The sequence below is a fragment of the Jatrophihabitans sp. genome, from assembly GCF_046262535.1.
Classification (GTDB): Bacteria; Actinomycetota; Actinomycetes; order Mycobacteriales; family Jatrophihabitantaceae; genus Jatrophihabitans.
On the sequence record NZ_JBHEMO010000030.1, the window covers coordinates 13,841 to 30,678 of the forward strand.

Annotated in this window: 16 protein-coding genes and 2 pseudogenes; 8 read left to right on the top strand and 10 right to left on the bottom strand. The window is 69.2% G+C overall.

All coding sequences use genetic code 11. The features are described 5' to 3' along the window. Positions 1-1,032, bottom strand: coding sequence for an alpha/beta fold hydrolase (locus ABR571_RS04660; protein WP_409452023.1), 1,032 nt, complete (start codon positions 1,030-1,032; stop codon positions 1-3). Between the two features lie 145 nt (positions 1,033-1,177). Here ABR571_RS04660 and ABR571_RS04665 point away from each other — a divergent pair, with 145 nt between their 5' ends. Together ABR571_RS04665 and ABR571_RS04670 are read left to right on the top strand one after the other, a co-directional pair. Then, complete coding sequence (locus ABR571_RS04665; protein ID WP_409452024.1) at positions 1,178-2,041, top strand: methyltransferase domain-containing protein; 864 nt, start codon at positions 1,178-1,180, stop codon at positions 2,039-2,041. Positions 2,042-2,136: 95 nt separating this feature from the next. Continuing rightward, the gene (locus tag ABR571_RS04670) at positions 2,137-2,628 is read left to right on the top strand and encodes a hypothetical protein (RefSeq protein ID WP_409452025.1); all 492 of its coding nucleotides are present in this window, start codon (positions 2,137-2,139) and stop codon (positions 2,626-2,628) included. A gap of 12 nt (positions 2,629-2,640) precedes the next feature. Here ABR571_RS04670 and ABR571_RS04675 read toward each other — a convergent pair whose 3' ends face one another. Further along, positions 2,641-2,940, bottom strand: a complete 300-nt coding sequence (locus ABR571_RS04675) for a hypothetical protein (RefSeq protein ID WP_409452026.1) — start codon at positions 2,938-2,940, stop codon at positions 2,641-2,643. Here ABR571_RS04675 and ABR571_RS04680 point away from each other — a divergent pair. Together ABR571_RS04680 and ABR571_RS04685 are read left to right on the top strand one after the other, a co-directional pair. Beyond that, positions 2,918-3,154 (top strand): annotated as a pseudogene (locus ABR571_RS04680) (helix-turn-helix domain-containing protein); the annotation flags it as partial. The gene ABR571_RS04675 and the pseudogene ABR571_RS04680 overlap by 23 nt on opposite strands. Before the next feature lie 49 nt (positions 3,155-3,203). Beyond that, on the top strand, positions 3,204-3,635 hold the full coding sequence (locus ABR571_RS04685; protein ID WP_409452027.1) for a DUF2000 family protein: 432 nt from the start codon (positions 3,204-3,206) through the stop codon (positions 3,633-3,635). Positions 3,636-3,686: 51 nt separating this feature from the next. Here the strand turns inward: ABR571_RS04685 and ABR571_RS04690 are convergent, their stop codons facing one another. After that, on the bottom strand, positions 3,687-5,207 hold the full coding sequence (locus ABR571_RS04690; RefSeq protein WP_409452028.1) for an MFS transporter: 1,521 nt from the start codon (positions 5,205-5,207) through the stop codon (positions 3,687-3,689). Between the two features lie 137 nt (positions 5,208-5,344). Between ABR571_RS04690 and ABR571_RS04695 the strand changes: the two genes are divergently transcribed. After that, on the top strand, positions 5,345-5,839 hold the full coding sequence (locus tag ABR571_RS04695; RefSeq protein ID WP_409452029.1) for a MarR family winged helix-turn-helix transcriptional regulator: 495 nt from the start codon (positions 5,345-5,347) through the stop codon (positions 5,837-5,839). Positions 5,840-5,844: 5 nt separating this feature from the next. Here the strand turns inward: ABR571_RS04695 and sigJ are convergent, their stop codons facing one another. The 4 genes from sigJ to ABR571_RS04715 all read right to left on the bottom strand — a co-directional run bounded on the left by sigJ (position 5,845) and on the right by ABR571_RS04715 (position 10,168). Beyond that, positions 5,845-6,771, bottom strand: a complete 927-nt coding sequence (gene sigJ / locus ABR571_RS04700) for an RNA polymerase sigma factor SigJ (RefSeq protein ID WP_409452030.1) — start codon at positions 6,769-6,771, stop codon at positions 5,845-5,847. Between the two features lie 89 nt (positions 6,772-6,860). Continuing rightward, positions 6,861-8,225: an Ig-like domain-containing protein gene (locus ABR571_RS04705; RefSeq protein WP_409452031.1), complete on the bottom strand. Its 1,365-nt coding sequence runs from the start codon at positions 8,223-8,225 to the stop codon at positions 6,861-6,863. A gap of 116 nt (positions 8,226-8,341) precedes the next feature. Beyond that, positions 8,342-8,719, bottom strand: a complete 378-nt coding sequence (locus tag ABR571_RS04710) for a VOC family protein (protein WP_409452032.1) — start codon at positions 8,717-8,719, stop codon at positions 8,342-8,344. 33 nt (positions 8,720-8,752) lie between these two features. Further along, complete coding sequence (locus ABR571_RS04715) at positions 8,753-10,168, bottom strand: PLP-dependent aminotransferase family protein (RefSeq protein WP_409452033.1); 1,416 nt, start codon at positions 10,166-10,168, stop codon at positions 8,753-8,755. Here ABR571_RS04715 and ABR571_RS04720 point away from each other — a divergent pair. Together ABR571_RS04720 and ABR571_RS04725 are read left to right on the top strand one after the other, a co-directional pair. Further along, positions 10,167-11,093: a DMT family transporter gene (locus tag ABR571_RS04720; RefSeq protein WP_409452034.1), complete on the top strand. Its 927-nt coding sequence runs from the start codon at positions 10,167-10,169 to the stop codon at positions 11,091-11,093. The two genes, ABR571_RS04715 and ABR571_RS04720, sit on opposite strands and share 2 nt — an antisense overlap. Positions 11,094-11,210: 117 nt before the next feature. Further along, positions 11,211-13,169: a glycoside hydrolase family 3 protein gene (locus ABR571_RS04725; protein WP_409452035.1), complete on the top strand. Its 1,959-nt coding sequence runs from the start codon at positions 11,211-11,213 to the stop codon at positions 13,167-13,169. A gap of 176 nt (positions 13,170-13,345) precedes the next feature. Here ABR571_RS04725 and ABR571_RS04730 read toward each other — a convergent pair whose 3' ends face one another. The 3 genes from ABR571_RS04730 to ABR571_RS04740 form a co-directional block, all read right to left on the bottom strand. Further along, positions 13,346-13,882, bottom strand: coding sequence for an NUDIX hydrolase (locus tag ABR571_RS04730; RefSeq protein WP_409452036.1), 537 nt, complete (start codon positions 13,880-13,882; stop codon positions 13,346-13,348). A gap of 2 nt (positions 13,883-13,884) precedes the next feature. Further along, positions 13,885-14,517 (bottom strand): PASTA domain-containing protein, encoded by a 633-nt coding sequence (locus ABR571_RS04735; protein ID WP_409452037.1) that lies wholly within the window; start codon positions 14,515-14,517, stop codon positions 13,885-13,887. Positions 14,518-14,898: 381 nt separating this feature from the next. Further along, positions 14,899-15,135 (bottom strand): hypothetical protein, encoded by a 237-nt coding sequence (locus ABR571_RS04740; RefSeq protein WP_409452038.1) that lies wholly within the window; start codon positions 15,133-15,135, stop codon positions 14,899-14,901. A 1,151-nt stretch (positions 15,136-16,286) separates the two neighbouring features. Here ABR571_RS04740 and ABR571_RS04745 point away from each other — a divergent pair. Further along, positions 16,287-16,838 (top strand): annotated as a pseudogene (locus tag ABR571_RS04745) (hypothetical protein); the annotation flags it as partial.

Sequence of the window (16,838 nt, forward strand, 5' to 3'; positions counted from 1 at the left end):
TCAGCCTCCGTCGAGGCCGGACAGCTGGTGCCGGCCGTCGATGCCGAGCTTGAGGTAAACCCGCTTGAGATGCGTCTCGACCGTCGTGCGGGCCATGTGCAGATCCCGCGCGATCTGAGGATTGCTCGACCCGGCCGCCGCCTGCGCGGCCACGCGGCGCTCGGCCTCGGTGAGCGCATTCGGCCCGGTACGCGGGCGATGGCCGGTCGGTCGGTGGCCGCCGCTCTCGCCGGCGGCGGGGGGAGACACCTGCTCGAGGAAGGCCGCGATCGCCTCGATGATGCCGTCGTGGTGGCCGGCCCACGGGTGGTGGTCAACTCCGGGCAGGACGACCAAGCGCGCCCCTGTGATCGACCCGGCCAGCGCCTCCGCCTCGGCGAGCGGTATCAGTTCATCGGACCGGTGCACGACCAGCGTCGGCACCGTCAGGCTCGCCAGAGCCGGACCGGCGTCGGCGAGGCTCACCGCCGCCATGACGTGCCGGATCATCGCCGGGCTGGCGCCCGCGCGCTCCATCGCCGCGGTCGCGTCGCGAGCCACGGGGTCTGCGGCCGAGCTCGGGGCGAACACATCGAGCGACCGGCCTTCGCCCCAGTGGTTGAGCAGCTCTTCCAGCACCCCGGCGTGCTCGGGCGGCGGCGGCCGCATGGCCGTCCCGTACAAGATCAACGCCCTGACCGGATGGTTGAGCGCGTACCTGATCGAAAGCGGTCCGCCCTCGCTGAAGCCCATCACGACGGGTGATGGCGACCCGGCCGCTTGGACGACCGCGTGAAGGTCGGCCACGCGTTCGTCGGTGGTCGGCGCACCGGGGGTCGGATCCGAGAGCCCGGTGCCCAACTTGTCGTACCGAACGAGCCGGCAGTACCGCGCGAGCTTGCGCATGAAGGTGCGGTAGGTGGCCATCTGCCACTGCAGCTCGAGGTGCGACGTCCACCCCGGCACCATGACCAGGTCCGGCGGGCCGTCACCGAGCACCTGATACGCCAGCGCCCCACAGGGGCCGTCGGCGTACCTCGTCTGCGGGATCACACCGACATCTTCGCGCGAAATACCCGAACTCGGGGATGTGCGCGCGGTCCCGCTTCACCGAGGATCGACTCGTCGTCCCGGCCGCACGCCCTTCGATCGGCCGGGCCACATCAGGTCAGCACTCGTCTCACGGATCGGAGGCCCCATGTACCGGCAACTCACAGCGGATCCGAGCGCGGAGCGTCACCGGCGGGCCTACTCGGACCGTCCTGGCGGATACACGTTCCGGCTCGACGACGCCGAGCTCTCGCGCTTCCGCGCGATGGCCGAGAATGCGCAACGGCACGAGGACCGACTGTGGAGTCGGGCCGGTATCGGCGCAGGGGCCGCAGTGATCGATCTTGGCTGCGGCCCCGGTGCACTCCTGCCGGTGCTCGCCCGACGCGTCGGACCGACCGGGTCGATCACCGCCGTCGACGCTGATCCTGTGGCCTGTGCCGCCGCGCGACACGTTGCCACCGAGCTCGGTACCTCCACGGAAGTGGTGTGCGCGGACGCGACCGACACGGACTTGGCACCCGGACGGGCGGACGTCATCATGTGCCGCAATGTGCTCGTGCACAACGGCGCACGGGCCGGCGCCCTGCTCTCGCACGCCGCCGCGCTGCTGCGCGACGGCGGACACCTGGTCAGCGCCGAGCCCGATGTCGATGGCCTCGATTTCGGCGCCGCGCGCGCCGAGCGAGAGTACGACCGTCGGTGGGCGGCCTTGATGCGCGCCGACGGCAACGACCCGGCCCTCGGCCGCGGTGACCGGTTGGCCGATCTTCTGCGCCGCCAGGGCTGGCGCGTCGTCGACCAACTCTGCTGGACCGATGCGCTCGTGATCGACCGATCTCCGGCCTGGGCCGCTGCGGACGCAATCGTCGGCCGCGGGTTCGCCACGGCGGCCGAGTTGGCCGATTGGCAGCAGGCGCTGGAGCGAAGGCGAGCCGCCGGCCCGCTGCGCTGCTCGCTGACCATGACTGCAGTCCTGGCGGTGCCGCCCGGAGGATCGCAAAGCCGGTGAAAGGGCGACGAAACGCGCGTGAGAGCCGAGCGGCCGACGCTGGGCCCGATCGCGAGCTCCGACGTTCGCTCGCGCACCGACCGAGAGGATCCAAAATGCACCGCTTGCCCATCGCCGCTGCGACCCTTCTGTGCACGGCGTCGCTCGTCGCCGCGTGTTCGTCGAGCGGCGGTCACAGCGCCGGCGTCACCAGCCAGACCGGCGGCGGCTCGACCGGGCGCGCCGGTTCAGTCTCGAGCGCCGCGGCTGGCGCCGCGACCGGTGCTGCGACCGCCCCCTCGAAGGCCGTCGGCGGCGGCTCGGGCGACGCGGCGGCCTTCTGCAAGTTGATCACGAAGAACAACGCAGTCATGCGTGACATCAGCGCGGGTGACAAGAGCGCGGCCGGTGTGGACACGACCAAGCTGCTGCACGACATGGACGCGGCACTCGCGGTGGCGCCGGCCGAGATCAGGAGCGACATGGCCACCGTGGTCGCCTTCGACCGGCAGATCTTCACCCAGCGCAAGGAGCTCAAGAGCACGCCACAGCTCGAAGCCGCCCTGCAGCACTATGGGGCGTGGGTGCAGTCGCACTGCAGCAAGTAGCCCACGCACTCGTCAGCCGAGCGCGGCGGCGGAGGAAGAAAGCTGAGCGCGGACGGCCGCCAGCCGGGCGGTCGCCGGCGCCCAACCGAAGCCGCGCTCGGCGTACTCGGCCGCCGCCCGGTCGACGACCAGTTGCGCTCGGGCCGCGTCACCGTCGGCCAGCGCCAGTGCGGCAACGGTCGGCTGCGCCAGCAACCAGCCGATCCCGCCGTGCGGGGGCCCACGGACCAGACCGTGCGCGTGGTTCGCCGCCCGTTCCAGCTCATTCAGCTCGTGGTGGGTGGCCGCTGCCAGCCTCGTACGGTCCTTCACCCGCAGCTACGGAATCCCGCCGCACCGCTATCTCGTCGGCCGTCGTCTCGACATCGCCCGTCGCCGGCTGCTCGAGGGCAAGGACGCCGCGAGCGTGGCAACAGCGGCCGGCTTCTACGACCAGGCGCACCTGACCCGCCATTTCAAGCGGCTTCTGTCGACCACTCCGGGTTGGTACCAACGCAGCGGTGGTGCGTCCTGGTCGGCGCAGTGAGGTCAAAAACGTACAAGTCAACCGGCCGGCGGCGGACCACGATGGAGCGGTGCATGACGATCCGTTGACCCCGCCCTTCGCGACGAAGATCGCGGTCGCGGTGCGCGACGATCTCGAGTCCTGGCAGCGCCTGAACGTCACCGCGTTCCTCGTGAGCGGAATTACGGCCGCAGATCCCGAGCTCGTCGGTGAGCCGTACGTGGATGCCGACGGACATCAGCACCTCAGCCTCCTCGGCGTGCCGATCCTCGTGTTCGAGGCCAGCGCCGAGACTCTCCGTAACGCGCGCACCCGAGCCCTTGAGCGTCAGATCCCCAGCGCCATCTACACGAAGCAGATGTTCGCCACCGGTTACGACGCCGACAACCGCGGCGTCGTCGCGGCGGTCGCCGGTGCGGACCTGGACCTGGTCGGTATCGGTGTGCACGGTCCGAAGAACGCCGTGGCCAAGATTCTCAAGGGCGCCCACTTGCATCCCTGACCTACGCAACGGACCGCCCACCGGGTCTGGTATGCGTGAGACGATCGCCGTCTACAGAATCGCGCCGAGTTCTTCCGCGTGTTCGAGAACCGTCTCCGGGCTTTCGTCGTCGGGACTGACCACAGGGCCGCGCTGCTTCGTGACGAGGACGAGGGACAGCACAGCGGCGAGAAGGAGGGCTCCGAGGCCCCAGGTGAACGCGACCGTGTAGCCGTGCACGGCTCCTTCGCGGGCGCTGCCGGAGCCGTGACTGGCGATGTAGTTGACGGTGGCCGACGCGGCGATGGTGTTCAGCAGGGCCGTGCCGAGAGAACCGCCGACCTGTTGGGTCGTGTTGACCAGTGCGCTGGCGACGCCCGCGTCACGCGCGTCGACCCCGATCAACGCGGTGCTGGACAGCGCGACGAAGGCGAATCCGATGCCGAGGCTCATGACGATCTCCGCCGGCAGTACGTGAAGCGCGAAGCCGGAGTCGGCGGTGAGCCTGGTGAACCAGGCCATGCCCAGTGCCGCCCCTATGGTGCCGCTGACCATGAGCGGACGCGGCCCGATGCGGGGGAGCAGCGTGCTGGCCAATGCTGCCGCCACGACGATGCCTCCGCTGAAGGGAAGGAAGGCCAGACCGGATCTCAGCGCGGAGTAGTGCAGCGTGCCCTGCATGTAGTACACGAGGAAGAGGAACATCCCGAACAGCGAGAGGCCGATCAGCAGCGACACGAGGAAGGCTCCGGCCCGGTTCCGCTCGGTGAATACCCGCGGCGGCAGCAACGGCTCGGCGGTGTTCTTCTCGATGATGACGAACATGGCGAGCAGAACCGCGGCGACCGCCAGCAGGACGATCGTGCTGTTGGCCGACCAACCGTTCTCATTGGCCTTGGTGAAGCCGTAGACCAGGGCGACGAGGCCGAGGGTGCTGGTGATGACCCCGGGGATGTCGTAGCGCGGCTTGCCCTCGGCTCGGCTCTCCCGAACGACGAGGACGGCGGCGACGGCGGTCGCGATGGCGATAGGTGTGTTCACGAGCAGGGTCCAGCGCCACGACGCGTACTCGGTGAGCACGCCGCCGAGGATGAGGCCCAGCGCCGCTCCGCCACCGGAGATACCTCCGTATACGCCGAAGGCCTTGGCCCGTTCGCGTGGTGCGGTGAAGGTGACAGTGATCAGGGACAGCGCGGCCGGCGCCATGAGAGCAGCGAAGGCGCCCTGCAGAGCGCGCGCACCGAAGAGCTCGCCCTGGTTCTGCGCGAGCCCGCCGATCGCCGACGACACTCCGAAGCCGATCAGGCCGATGACGAATGCCCGCTTCCGACCGATGAAGTCGGCTATGCGGCCGCCCAACAGGAGAAGCCCGCCGAAGGCCAGGGCATAAGCGGTCACGACCCATTGCCGGTTGGCGTTGGAGATGCCCAAGGCATGCTGGGCCGACGGCAGGGCGATGTTCACGATGCTGGCATCGAGCACCACCATGAGTTGGGCGATGGCGATGACGCCCAGTGCCAACCATCGCTTGGGGTCGGCGGGGGGCTCGGCGATATAGGGCTCGGTATGCGGGTCGGTCAGGCTCGTGCTCATCGTTGTCCTTCAATCGGGTTCGGTTCTCCGAGTGGCTGCCCGTCACGCTACGAAGTCAGATCGTCCGAGTCAAGACGATTTCGATGCGACTAATCCGAGTCTGGCGTTTCTGTTCGCCTGGCGGTAACATCCCGGTCATGGGAGCGCGCTACGCGGCCGACGCCGATCCGGCTGCGACCGGTTGTCCCGGCGCTCTCTGGCCGGCCGATCTGACGTTCCTGTTGCACGCGGCGGCTGACCGGATGGCGGTCGACCTCGACAGGGCGGCCGAGGAGATCGGCCTGAACGACGTCCGTGACTGGCTGGTCCTGGCCGCGCTCGACAACGATCAGCAACGGACCCAGCTCGAGCTGAGTCGGCTCGTGTGCGTGGACAAGACGACGCTGATCGCGGTGCTGGATCGTCTCGAGCAGCACAAGCTGATCGTGCGCACGGTCGATCCGGCCGACCGGCGGGTGCGAATCCCGCGCATCACGCCCGCAGGGCGGCGCGTCTACGCCAAGTTCGCCGCCGCGCGTGATGTTGCCGAAGCCCGCGCCCTGGACGGCATGGCGCCGGAGCAGCGAACGCTGCTGCTCACGCTGCTGGCCCAGATCGCCGACCGGCAGAGCGCCGCGCAAGTCGCCGGCTGAGCCTCCTACTGCGCGTTCCAGCTTCCCAGCTTCTCCGGGTTGCGGACGACCCAGAGGTTCTGGATGCGGTCGTCGACAATTCCGAACGCGAATACGGCTGCCGTCGAACCCTGGTGCATTGCCACGAGCCCGGGCTGGCCGTTGACCGTCCGCTCGAGCAGCTCGAACGATTGAGCCAGCCCGGGCAATCCGACCAGGTAACGAGCGATCTCTTTGTTGCCCTCGATCGGATGCAGTGAAGCGCTGGCGAGGCCGCCGCCGTCGGCGACCGCCACCGCTGAGGGGTCCAGGAGATCGACCAACGCGCGGATGTCCTGCGCCTGCCAGGCCTCCTTGAACCTTCGCACGACCGCGCCTCGCCCGGTCGCCGGCGTCGCCACCGGTTGTTGCTCCCGGACGCGCCGTCGCGCCGAGGAGGCGAGTTGACGGCATGCCCCGGGTGTTCGACCGACGATCCGCGCCACCTCGTCGAACGAATACCGAAAGACATCGTGCAAGAGGAAGGCGACCCGTTCGGCCGGCGTCATGGAGTCGAGCACGACGAGGAAGGCCATGTCCACCGACTCGTCGAGGGTTATCCGGTCGGCCGGGTCCACCGCAATACCGCCCCGGGAACCCCTCCATTCCGCTGTGTCGGGCACCGGCTCCGGTATCCATTGGCCGACGTACCTCTCGCGTCGCGTCCGGGCGGACTTCAGGACATCGAGACACACGCGGCTGACCACCGTGCTCAACCAGGCGCCGGGCGCAGCGATCTCGACTCGCTGCTCCGGCGAGAGTGAGTACCACCGTGCGGTGGCCTCCTGCACGGCGTCCTCGGCATCGGCCAGGGAACCGAGGAGGCGGTAAGCCAGGTTGATGAGCTGGCCCCGCTCCCGGGCCAGCACGTCGAGAGCCGGGTCTGCTCCGGGCGATTCCCAGTCACTGGTCATGCGTCTGCTCCCGTCGGTACTGGTAGTCCGACGATCTTCCCGGCCGGAACGTGAGACCTTCGGGGCGACGGCCCGGCGCCCGGCCCGCCTCAGGAGGCGGAGTTGCCTGGGACGGGCCGCCCCAGCGGCGCCGTCGCGATCGAGGCGGGTACGGCTGAGGAGAGGACGAACCTACTACCGGCCGGCCCGGCCATGACGGCTTCGTGCAGGGCGCTGTGCGCCAGCAGGTATGTCCAGGAGTGGAACCAGTCCGTCCACCCGTCGCCGGAATTGCCACTCACCGGGCTCCCGGTGATCGTGACCGGGTCACCGGGCACCGACATCTTGTAGTAGCTCTCGGCGGCCGCGGGCGGCAGATTGACGCAGCCGTGCGAGACGTTGATGTGCCCTTGCTGGTCGACCGACCACCATGCGTCGTGCAGGTAGATGCCGCTCCAGGTGATCCGCACCGACCACGGCACCTCGAGGTCGTAGTAGCCGGGCTGCCCGGGCGCGATGTCGGCCGGCCGCATCCGGACCGGGCTCGCCTTCTCGATCGTGAGGTACGTCCCGTTCGGCGTGTCGTCACCCGGCTTGCCGGTGCTGATCGGCCAGTTGTGCAGCAGCTTGCCGTCGCGATACAGGTGCAGGCGGTGAGTGGCGGTGCTCGCCGTGACGATCAGCGACGTCCCGATCCGGAAGCTGCGCGTGACATCCGCACGGCCGTAGAGGCCGGCCGCGGCCCGCACCCCGTTCAACGCGGCGCGGACGGTCACCGTCGTGTGGGCCGGCCAGTAGTCGCGAGGCCGGAACGTCACGTCCTGATCATCGGTCCAGTACCAGGCGCCGACGACGGGCTGGGACGTCGTGACGTGCAGCGCACGTTCGACGGTGGCCTTGTCGGCGATGGGGCGGTTGAAGCTGACCTGGATCGGCATGCCGACGCCGTAGGTCGCTCCGGCGTTCTCCGCGACCTCGGCCCTGAGCGTCTGCACCGGTGACAAGGTGCGAAAGACGCTGGTGGTCGTGACGACCGGCCCCGCCTCGCTGGTGCCCGTAGCCGTCACCGTGTACCGCGACGCGACGTGCAAAGCCGATGCGCTGGTCCACCGTTGCCGCTGAGCGTCGAACCGCCCGGGCAGTTCCGCGCCGGCGCCGCGCACCGAGACGCTGGTCAGCGTTCCTCCGACCGCGACCACGGTGACCGCGTGATCCGGCCGGACGGCCCGGTCGCCGGTCGCCGGGGTGATCTGCAGTCGCACCGGCTCCGCGGCTGGTTGGCTGGTGGAAGCGGACGGTGATCCGGCGTCGAACGGCGAGCCCGGTGCCGAGGGTGACCCCGATCGTGACCCGCGGTGCGTGTCGGGGCTGCCCAGGCCGCCACTCGTGCACCCCGCGACGGTCAGTCCGGCGACGGCAAGTGCCGCCGCGGCCCGTCCGAACACGCTGATCGGTCGACCCCGGTCTCCACGCACACGCCCTCCCCAGTTCTGCCCCGTCTCATAGTGACGCGCAGCTCGGCCGGTACGTTGCGGGGCCACGGCATCAGCACGGTGACCGTTATCGATACGTGACAAGCCCGCGGGGCTGATCAGCGCCGAGCCCGTTCGGTGATCCGGAGGTAGTAGCCGTCCGGATCGAGCAGCCGGAAGTCCCGCAAACCCCACGGGCGATCGGTCAGGTCCTCGTCGACGGTCCAGCCGGCGGCGCGGACGCGCTCGTGTTCGGTGACGACGTCGTCCACCTCGAGGACGAGTTCGACACCTGTGGGCGGTCGCCGGTGCCGACGATCACCGTCGACCGATGGGCCGGCAACTCCGACACGGACGGAATCTCGCCTCAGCGCCAGGTAGGGATCAGGCCCGTCCCGGCGGTCGACGACCAGTTCGAAAGCAAGCACGCGGGTGTAGAAGTCGGCGGTCACGTTCAAGTCCGCAGGGAAGATCTCGAAGCGCAGGCTCATCGGCATGCTGACAGCAGACACGTTGAAGCCCGCTTCAGGTCAAGCTGGGCCGTGCTTGGCCAACTCGGAGGCGAGGATCTGCGCGCCCCGGCCGAAATCTTCGGGATTGGGGCCGGCGAAGTTGAGGCGGACGAAGGGCGCCGTGGGTTCGGCGGGGAACCATTCGGGGCCCGGCGCGATGAGCAGTCCGGCCTGCTCGCAGTCGCGAGTCAGCCGTAGGACGTCGGTTCCACTGGGCAGCTGGGCCCACAGATTCAACCCTCCGGCAGGTAAATGTTCGACGCGGGCGACGGGTACGTGCTCGGTCAGACTGGCCAGGAGCAGGTCTCGGCGTGCTTTCAGCTGCTGACGCACATTGCGCAGGTGGCTCTGCCAGGCGGGCTGCGTGACGACGTCCAGCGCCGCTGTCTGCAGCAGCCCGCTGACGTACATGGAGTCGGCCGCGTGGTCGGCCAGGATGCGTTCCCGGGCCGGGCCCCGCGCGATGACCGCGGCGATCCGGACGGCCGGTGACACGCTCTTTGTGAGTGACCTGAGGTAAATGACGTGCCCGGCGTCGTCCCCGGCCGCGACCGGAGTTGGCTGCGTGGTGATGCCGAAGTCGCAGGCCCAGTCGTCCTCGATGAGGAACCCGCCGTGCCGACGCACGACCTCCATCACGTGATCGGCAACCTGGGACGGCCACTGCGCGCCGGTCGGATTGGCGTAGTTGGGTTGCGCGTAGAAGACGCGGGCGCCGCTCTCGCGGAAGGCGCGATCGAGCTCGTCCGGGTCCGGGCCGGCCGGCCCCGACGGCACCGGTACGACGTCCACGCCGACGTGCGCCGCGGCCAGAATCGCTCCCCAGTACGTCGGCGACTCCAACAACACCGGTTGCCCGCGGCTCACGAGCGCCCGGAACAACGAGCGCAGTCCGTTCTGACTGCCCGGCAGGACGATGACGTCGTTGGGGTTGGGCGGGGTGACACCCGCCCGGGTCGCCGCACCGATTTCGCTCGCGAACCACGCTTGCAATCCCGGCAGTCCGGCGACCGGCGGGCGGGACAGGGCCGCCTCGCTGCGGGCCGCTCTTGTCAAGGCAGCGCGGACGAGCCGTTCGGGCAGCAGCTGCGAATCGGGATATCCCGAGTGGAGGGCGATGACGTCGGGGGAGGCGCTGCGCATCGCCGCCGCTATCGGCCCGAGCCGCGACTGGTTCCCGCGCATGGCGGCGGTCTGCCAGCTGTAGTCCGACGTCTTGGCCGGGTGAACGGCGCGGACGAACGTGCCGGCGCCGGGTCGGCTCTCGATGACGCCATCGGCGGCGAGGACGCGGAGCGCGCGCTGCACGGTCAGCGGACTGGCCTGGTGGCGCGTCACCAGCTCGCGCGTGGACGGAAGCCGCATGCCGGGCGTCCCCGCGGCGACAATCGCGCGCAGGTCGTCGATGATCCGCAGGCTGCTATCGTTGGACATGAAGAACGACGATAGCGCTATCGCCACAGAGGAACCAGCGTTACGCGTCAGGCCGGCCTCGGGTCTGTTGTGGGGTCTGCTCGGCGTGCTCGCCTTCTCGTTCACGATTCCGTTCACCCGGGTGGCCGACGGCGGGCTGTCCCCGCTGTTCATCGGCGCAGGCCGGGCCGTCGTCGCTGCCGTGCTCGCCGCGGCGGGCCTCCGCCTCTCGGGTCAGCCGTGTCCCAGTTCCCGGCAGTGGCTACGCCTCGCGTGGGTCGCCGGTGGGGTAGTCGTCGGGTTTCCGCTGCTGACGTCCTATGCGCTGACGAGCGTGCCGGCCGGTCATGGTGCGGTGATCATCGCCGTGCTGCCCGCCGCCACGGCGGTGGCGGTGGTCATCCGCTCGGGCGAACATCAGCCGTGGTTGTTCTGGATAGTCGCCGGGATCGGTGCGCTCGCCGCGATCGGCTTCGCGCTCGACCAGGGCGGGGGCTACGGCTCCGTGCGCTGGGCGGACATCTTGCTGTTCGGCGCCGTCGCCGCAGCGGCCGTCGGCTATGCCGAGGGCGGCCTGCTCGCGCGGGAGCTCGGCGCCTGGCAGACCGTGTCGTGGGCCCTGCTGCTCGTGTCGCCGGGAATGCTCGCGCTGCTCGGCGTTGCCGTGCTCCGGGACGCGCCGTCGGCCACCGCCGCGCAGTGGGCGGCGTTCGGATACCTGGCGGTGGTGAGCGCCTTCCTCGGCTTCTTCGCCTGGTACCGCGGACTCGCCCTCGGACCGATGGCGCGGGTCAGCCAAGTGCAACTCGTCCAGCCGGTGTTCAGCATCTGCTGGGCCGGCCTGCTGCTGCACGAGCGGTTGACGCCCGCGACGGCCGCCGGCGCCGTCGTCGTGGTCGGCTGTGCCTTCGTTGCCGTTCGCGTCCGTCTCAACCAGGCCCGGTGACCGCGGCGTTGCCCGTTTGGGAAGTTTCGTTCGGGTACGTGACAAATATCGGATAGCTGGAGTAGAACGGCTTTTGTGACTCAGGACCCCGCGTCTCTACAGTCCAGGAGGCAGTTCGTGATTCCGTTTCGACCCCTCGCCCGGGCGGCAGTCGCCGGCATTCTGCTGGCGCCAGCGCTCGTAGCCGCGGCCCTTCCGGCCGAGGCCGACACCCTGCCCTACGAGAACGCCACCTTGCCCATCCCGCAACGCGTGGCCGACCTCCTCGGGCGGATGACGCTCGCCGAGAAGGTGGGCCAGATGACGCAGGCCGAACGAGGGTCCGTGGACAGCGACCCGTCGATCATCGCTACCGACCACCTGGGCAGCCTGCTGTCAGGTGGCGGCTCGGTTCCGACGCCGAACACGCCCACGGCCTGGGCCGACATGGTCGACCGCTACCAACGCGCCGCACTGCAGGCGCCCCTGCACATCCCGATCCTGTACGGCATCGACACGGTGCACGGCGACGGCAACATGTACGGCGCCACGGTCTTCCCGCACAACATCGGACTGGGCGCCACTCGTGACCCCGCACTCGTCGCCGCCGTCGAGCACATCGCCGCCTCGGAGACCCGCTCGACCGGCCCGCAGTGGGCCTTCGCGCCCTGCATCTGCGTCGCGCGCGACGACCGGTGGGGCCGCACCTACGAGTCGTTCGGGGAGGACCCCGCGCTCGTCGAGCAGATGGAGACGACCATCGACGGGTTCCAGGGCGGCGCCGGCCAGCTCAAGGACAACGACCGCGTCCTGGCCACGGGCAAGCACTTCGCCGGCGATGGCCTGACGACCTACGGGACCGGCTCCAACGACCAGACAACCGGCAACTACCCCATCGACCAGGGCGTCGACCAGGTGGACCGCGCGACGTTTGACCGGCTCGCCCTCGCGCCCTACATCCCGGCCGTCCAACAGCACCACGTCGGCTCCGTCATGCCGTCGTACTCCGACGTGCAGTTCGTCGGTGACGCCACCCGCACCAACATGCACGGCAACGGCGAGTTGATCACCGGTTGGCTCAAGGGCACGGAAGGGTTCGACGGTTTCGTCATCTCCGACTACAACGGCATCGACCACATCCAGCCCGGTGCCGGCACGACCTTCGAGCAGCGCGTCGTACTCGGGGTCAACGCCGGCATCGACATGTTCATGCAGCCCTCCAACTTCGCCCAGTTCGAGGCTGCGCTGACCGATGCCGTGAACACCGGTCAGGTGTCCATGGCCCGGATAGACGACGCCGTCAGCCGGATCCTCACCAAGAAGTTCGAGCTCGGGCTCTTCGAGCACCCCTACACCGACCGCACGCACCTGCCCGAGGTCGGCGACGCCGCCCACCGAGCCGTGGCCCGAAAGGCCGTGCAGGAGTCGCAGGTGCTGCTGCGCAACCAGAAGCACGCCCTGCCGATCCGGCGCAACGGCGGCACCATCTACGTCGCGGGGAGCAATGCCGACGACATCGGCAACCAGGCCGGAGGATGGACGCTCACCTGGCAGGGCGGCTCGACCAATGTCATCCCGGGTACGACGATCCTGCAGGGCATCCGTCAGCACGCGGGCCACGCAAAGGTGACCTACAGCGCGACCGCGTCGGCGCCGGTCCCGCACGGCGCGACCGGCGTGGTCGTGGTCGGCGAGACCCCGTACGCGGAGGGCTTCGGCGACGTCAATGGCCCGCAGTGGGCGTACGACCCCGGTGATCACAACGTGCCCCGCCCGGTCAAGGACATGCAGCTCGCCGCCGCTGACAAGACCGCCGTGGACCGGGTCTGCTCGGCCGCGGCGAAATGCATAGTGGTCGTCGTGTCGGGACGCCCGCTGCAGATCGACCCGCAGCAGCTCAGCGAGGCCGACGCGCTGGTGGCGGCGTGGCTTCCCGGCAGCGAGGGGGAGGGAGTGGCTGACGACCTGTTCGGGACCGCGCCGTACACCGGCAAGCTGCCCGTCACCTGGCCGCGCACCGTCAGCCAGGAACCGATCAACGTCGGTGACCCGAGTTACGACCCGCTCTACCCGTACGGCTTCGGCTTGCACACGTAAGAGCTCGAAGCAGCCGTCGAGGCGGAGCGGGCGGGTGTGTCTCCGCCTCGACGGCCCATGATCCACACCGGCATCGCCGCCGAATCGGGTTCTACCGCGCGGCCGGCGACACCGCCGATGGGGCTGCGAGCGACACCAGGGCCAACAGTTCGTCCGTCAGGCTGAGCTGACGTCGTTCAGGACCACAGCTCGAAGGGTTCGTCGATCTGCTCGCCGCGCAGGAACGGCTCGAGGAGCGCGGGCAGGTTACCCGGGTAGAAGCGTTCACTGCTGTGGACGATCTTCGCTTGTGGCCACCAGCGAAAGCCGAAGTAGTCCTCGCGTTCGTAGTCGAGGCGCTGGGCCTCGTCGACGTCGGGTCCGGGACCGGACAGGCGGACCATCACGATCACTTCATCTTGCAGGTGGCGAGTCTGTCGATGGACAAACGATGCTCGGCGGCGCCACGTGGGTGATCCGACTTGCGAGCGCTCGACGACGATCCCCGTTTCCTCGAGCAGTTCCCGGACGGCAGCGTCGAGATATGTCTCGCCGGGATCCAAGCCGCCTCCGGGCAGCTCCCACCATTGGCCGAGGTCAGGATGGTCGGGGTCGTGCGTGTGAAACAGCAGGATCCTGGCGCCGGCGTCCAGCACGACGAGGCGGACGGCACTGCGCTCGATGATCGGCAGGTCATCGGGCAGTGCGGGCCGAGATTGCTGTCCCTGCCCCATCGTCAGCCGACTGCCTCTTCCGCGCGCTCGTCCCGCTCGGCTCTCGCCGCTCGCGGTGGCGTGGTCGGCCGCCGGCGTTCGCGGACGCCGGCCTCACCGTCGCCACGCTCGAGCCAGAGCTTGACCGCGGAAGCGGCCTGTATGCGCGTACCCGGGTCGGGGGACTGGCGGACGACCACCGTCGGCCGCACATCGTCGCCGCTGTCCCGAAGCTCGATGCCCGGAGTTGCCGAGACCGCCTCGAGGCCGGCGTGGGTCAGGATCCCGAGAGCGTCGGCCGATGTGAGGCCGACGAGGTCGGGCACCGCGACCGTTCGCCGGCGACGAATGCGTCCGGCCAGTTCGATCGCTGCGCTCGCCCCGATGCGGGCACGTTCGTCGGGCGGTGTCTCGGCGTCGCAGTCCAGCTCGCGCCAGCGTTCCCACGCCGATTGCCGGCTGATCGTGAGCATGGTCGCGATCTCGGTCCACGACTTCCCATGCCTCCGCGCCGTGCGCACCGCCAACAGCTCGGCCTGGTCGAGGGAGCGGCGGACGTCGGCGACGCCGGCGAGGGCGCGCAGCGCGGCGTCGCCGTCGTCGGGTGCTTCGCCGCCCGGCAACCAGGGACCCAGCCGCTTCCAGAGCTTCGACATGCTGTCAGGTTAGCCTGACAAACGGCCGAGATGTCAGCTCGGGCGCTTCTTCGCCGCTCTTGTGCAGACACGCCGGCAACGACCGGCGAGTCGGCACAAGAGCGCCGCTCCTCGCCTGACCACAGCCTGACCCACGATGAAGGGCCCCAGCGCCGCGGCGCTGGAGACCTTCGAGATTCCGGCCGCGCGTGGCCCTGGGCCCCGCAGCCGGCGGCGCGCTGCTGGCAACGTCACTCGACACCGTCTGGTGGGGCGGCGTTGGCGGCAGCACTGACCGGAGCCGGCTTACTCCGCCTCGGCGACCGGATACCCGATCCGCTCTTGCCGGCGCAATGCCCTGTGCCGCAAGGTTCAACGCCTGAGCGTGTACGCCTGAGCGTGTCAGCCTGAGTGGAACCGAAATTTCTCGCCGCGGGAAACGGCGTCGGCGTACGCGACCAGTTCGGCATCAGACAGGCTGACACCGATTCGCCGGAGCGCGAGGAGGACGAGGGGTTTGATGTCCTCGGCAGGTTTCCCGGTGTGCTTGTCGCGCAACTCGGCATCGAGTTCGTTCAGCCGTGTCGAGGACTGAGCGAAGATCGACTGCCCGCCGCCGACATTCATGTTGAACACCACGTAGCCAGCATCGCACGCCGGGGTGGGGGAGGGCGCAGTCCTTCCGGCCGCCCGCTTGCGGCCTCGGCGAAATGTTCGCCGGGACAAGTCCGCGGTGGGCACGGGATTCTCGGCGCCCGAGCATCTGCGTGATCGCGGTGGCGCCGTACGCCGAGTCAGGGTCCCGGGGGTGCCGGGACGCATAGTCCGCCGCTGCAGACGTTGCTGACTGCGCAGTCGGCGTTGTTCGTGCAGGCGGTGAGGCAGGTGCCCGACGGTCCGCACGTATATGGGCGCGGGACTGCGTGACACCGACGCAGGATCCGCTGCCGTTGCAGGTCGAGACCGTAGAGTGCGTCGCGTCAGCGCAGATGGCGGGCCGCAGACCGTCCCGGCGGGAGCCAAGCTGCTCACGCAGGTGCCGTTGGAACATTGGCTTCTGCTGCACGTCGAGCTGGGTGGGCAGACAGTCCCGCAGCTGCCGCAGTTCTGCGGTCGCTGGATAGGGTGACGCACAGCCCGTTGCACAGGGTCTGGCCACTCTGGCAGGACGTCGTGCAAATGCCGTTGACGCACGTCGCGCCTGTGGCGCACGCATGACCGCAGCTGCCGCAGTTGGTATTGCTGGTCGCGAGGTCGATGCACGTCCCGTTGCAATCGGGTCTGGCCCGACGGACAGCCGAGCGGACAGGTGCAAGGAAGGACAGTCTGCTGGCGGCTCCGGTCGCATTCGTATGGTCCGGGGCAGTGCTCGCGCGCCCTAGTCGAACATCCGTGGGTGAGTTAGCTCGTCGGATGCGCCGGGACCAGCCGGACACTGACGCACTCAGCCACCCATCAGGGCTTCAGAACAGCGCGCAAGATCTTTTCCCGTTCCTGGAACCGACTTCCAAAACCTTCTCGAATAGCCGGTAGCAGTACCGTGCCGGGACCCTCCTGGCCCGACGGAAGGGAAACAGCGTATGAACAAGTCAATCCGGTGGGCACTCCCCGCCGCAGCACTCGGAATCGCGGGCCTTGGCCTGGCCATGCCGGGCGGCGCATCCGCGGACACCGCATCGACCACCTACACGGCCTCCTTGCAACCGGTGCCGTTGAACACACCGTCCGGTGCGGCCTCCGGGACTTTCACGGTGGCGCTCAACGGTAATCAGGCGACCATTAGCGAGCACGTGACCGGTTTGGGGGACAAGCTGCCGACGGACAAGGCCACGCTCACCGCGCTCGGCATCCCCTCGTCGTTCGCCGGCGCGCCCTACCCGCACGTGCAGCACATCCACGTCAAGGGCTCGCACGAGTGCCCGACCGCATCCGCCGACAACAACCATGACGGCGTGCTCAGCACCACGGAGGGCCAGCCCGCATACGGCCCGATCGGCACCACGCTGTCGACCAAGGGTGACACCAGCCCCAAGGCCGCGACCAACGTGCTCGTCGCTCCCTCTGGCGGCAGCTTCAGCTACAACCGCACGATCACCCTCGATGCGGCCACGGCCTCCGCGGTCCGGAACAACAACGCAGTGATCGTGGTGCACGGCTTGGATCCGGCCACCGCGCCGAAGAAGTCGCTTACGACGCCGAATGACCTGGGGGTTCAGTTCCCGGGCCAGAAGAACAAGCTCGCGCTGATCGCAACCTCGCCGGCCATTTGTGGCCCGCTGGTCGCGTCGCAGATGTCGAGCACCCCGGTGGGGTCGAGCCCGACCGGTGGCGGTAGCACGTCC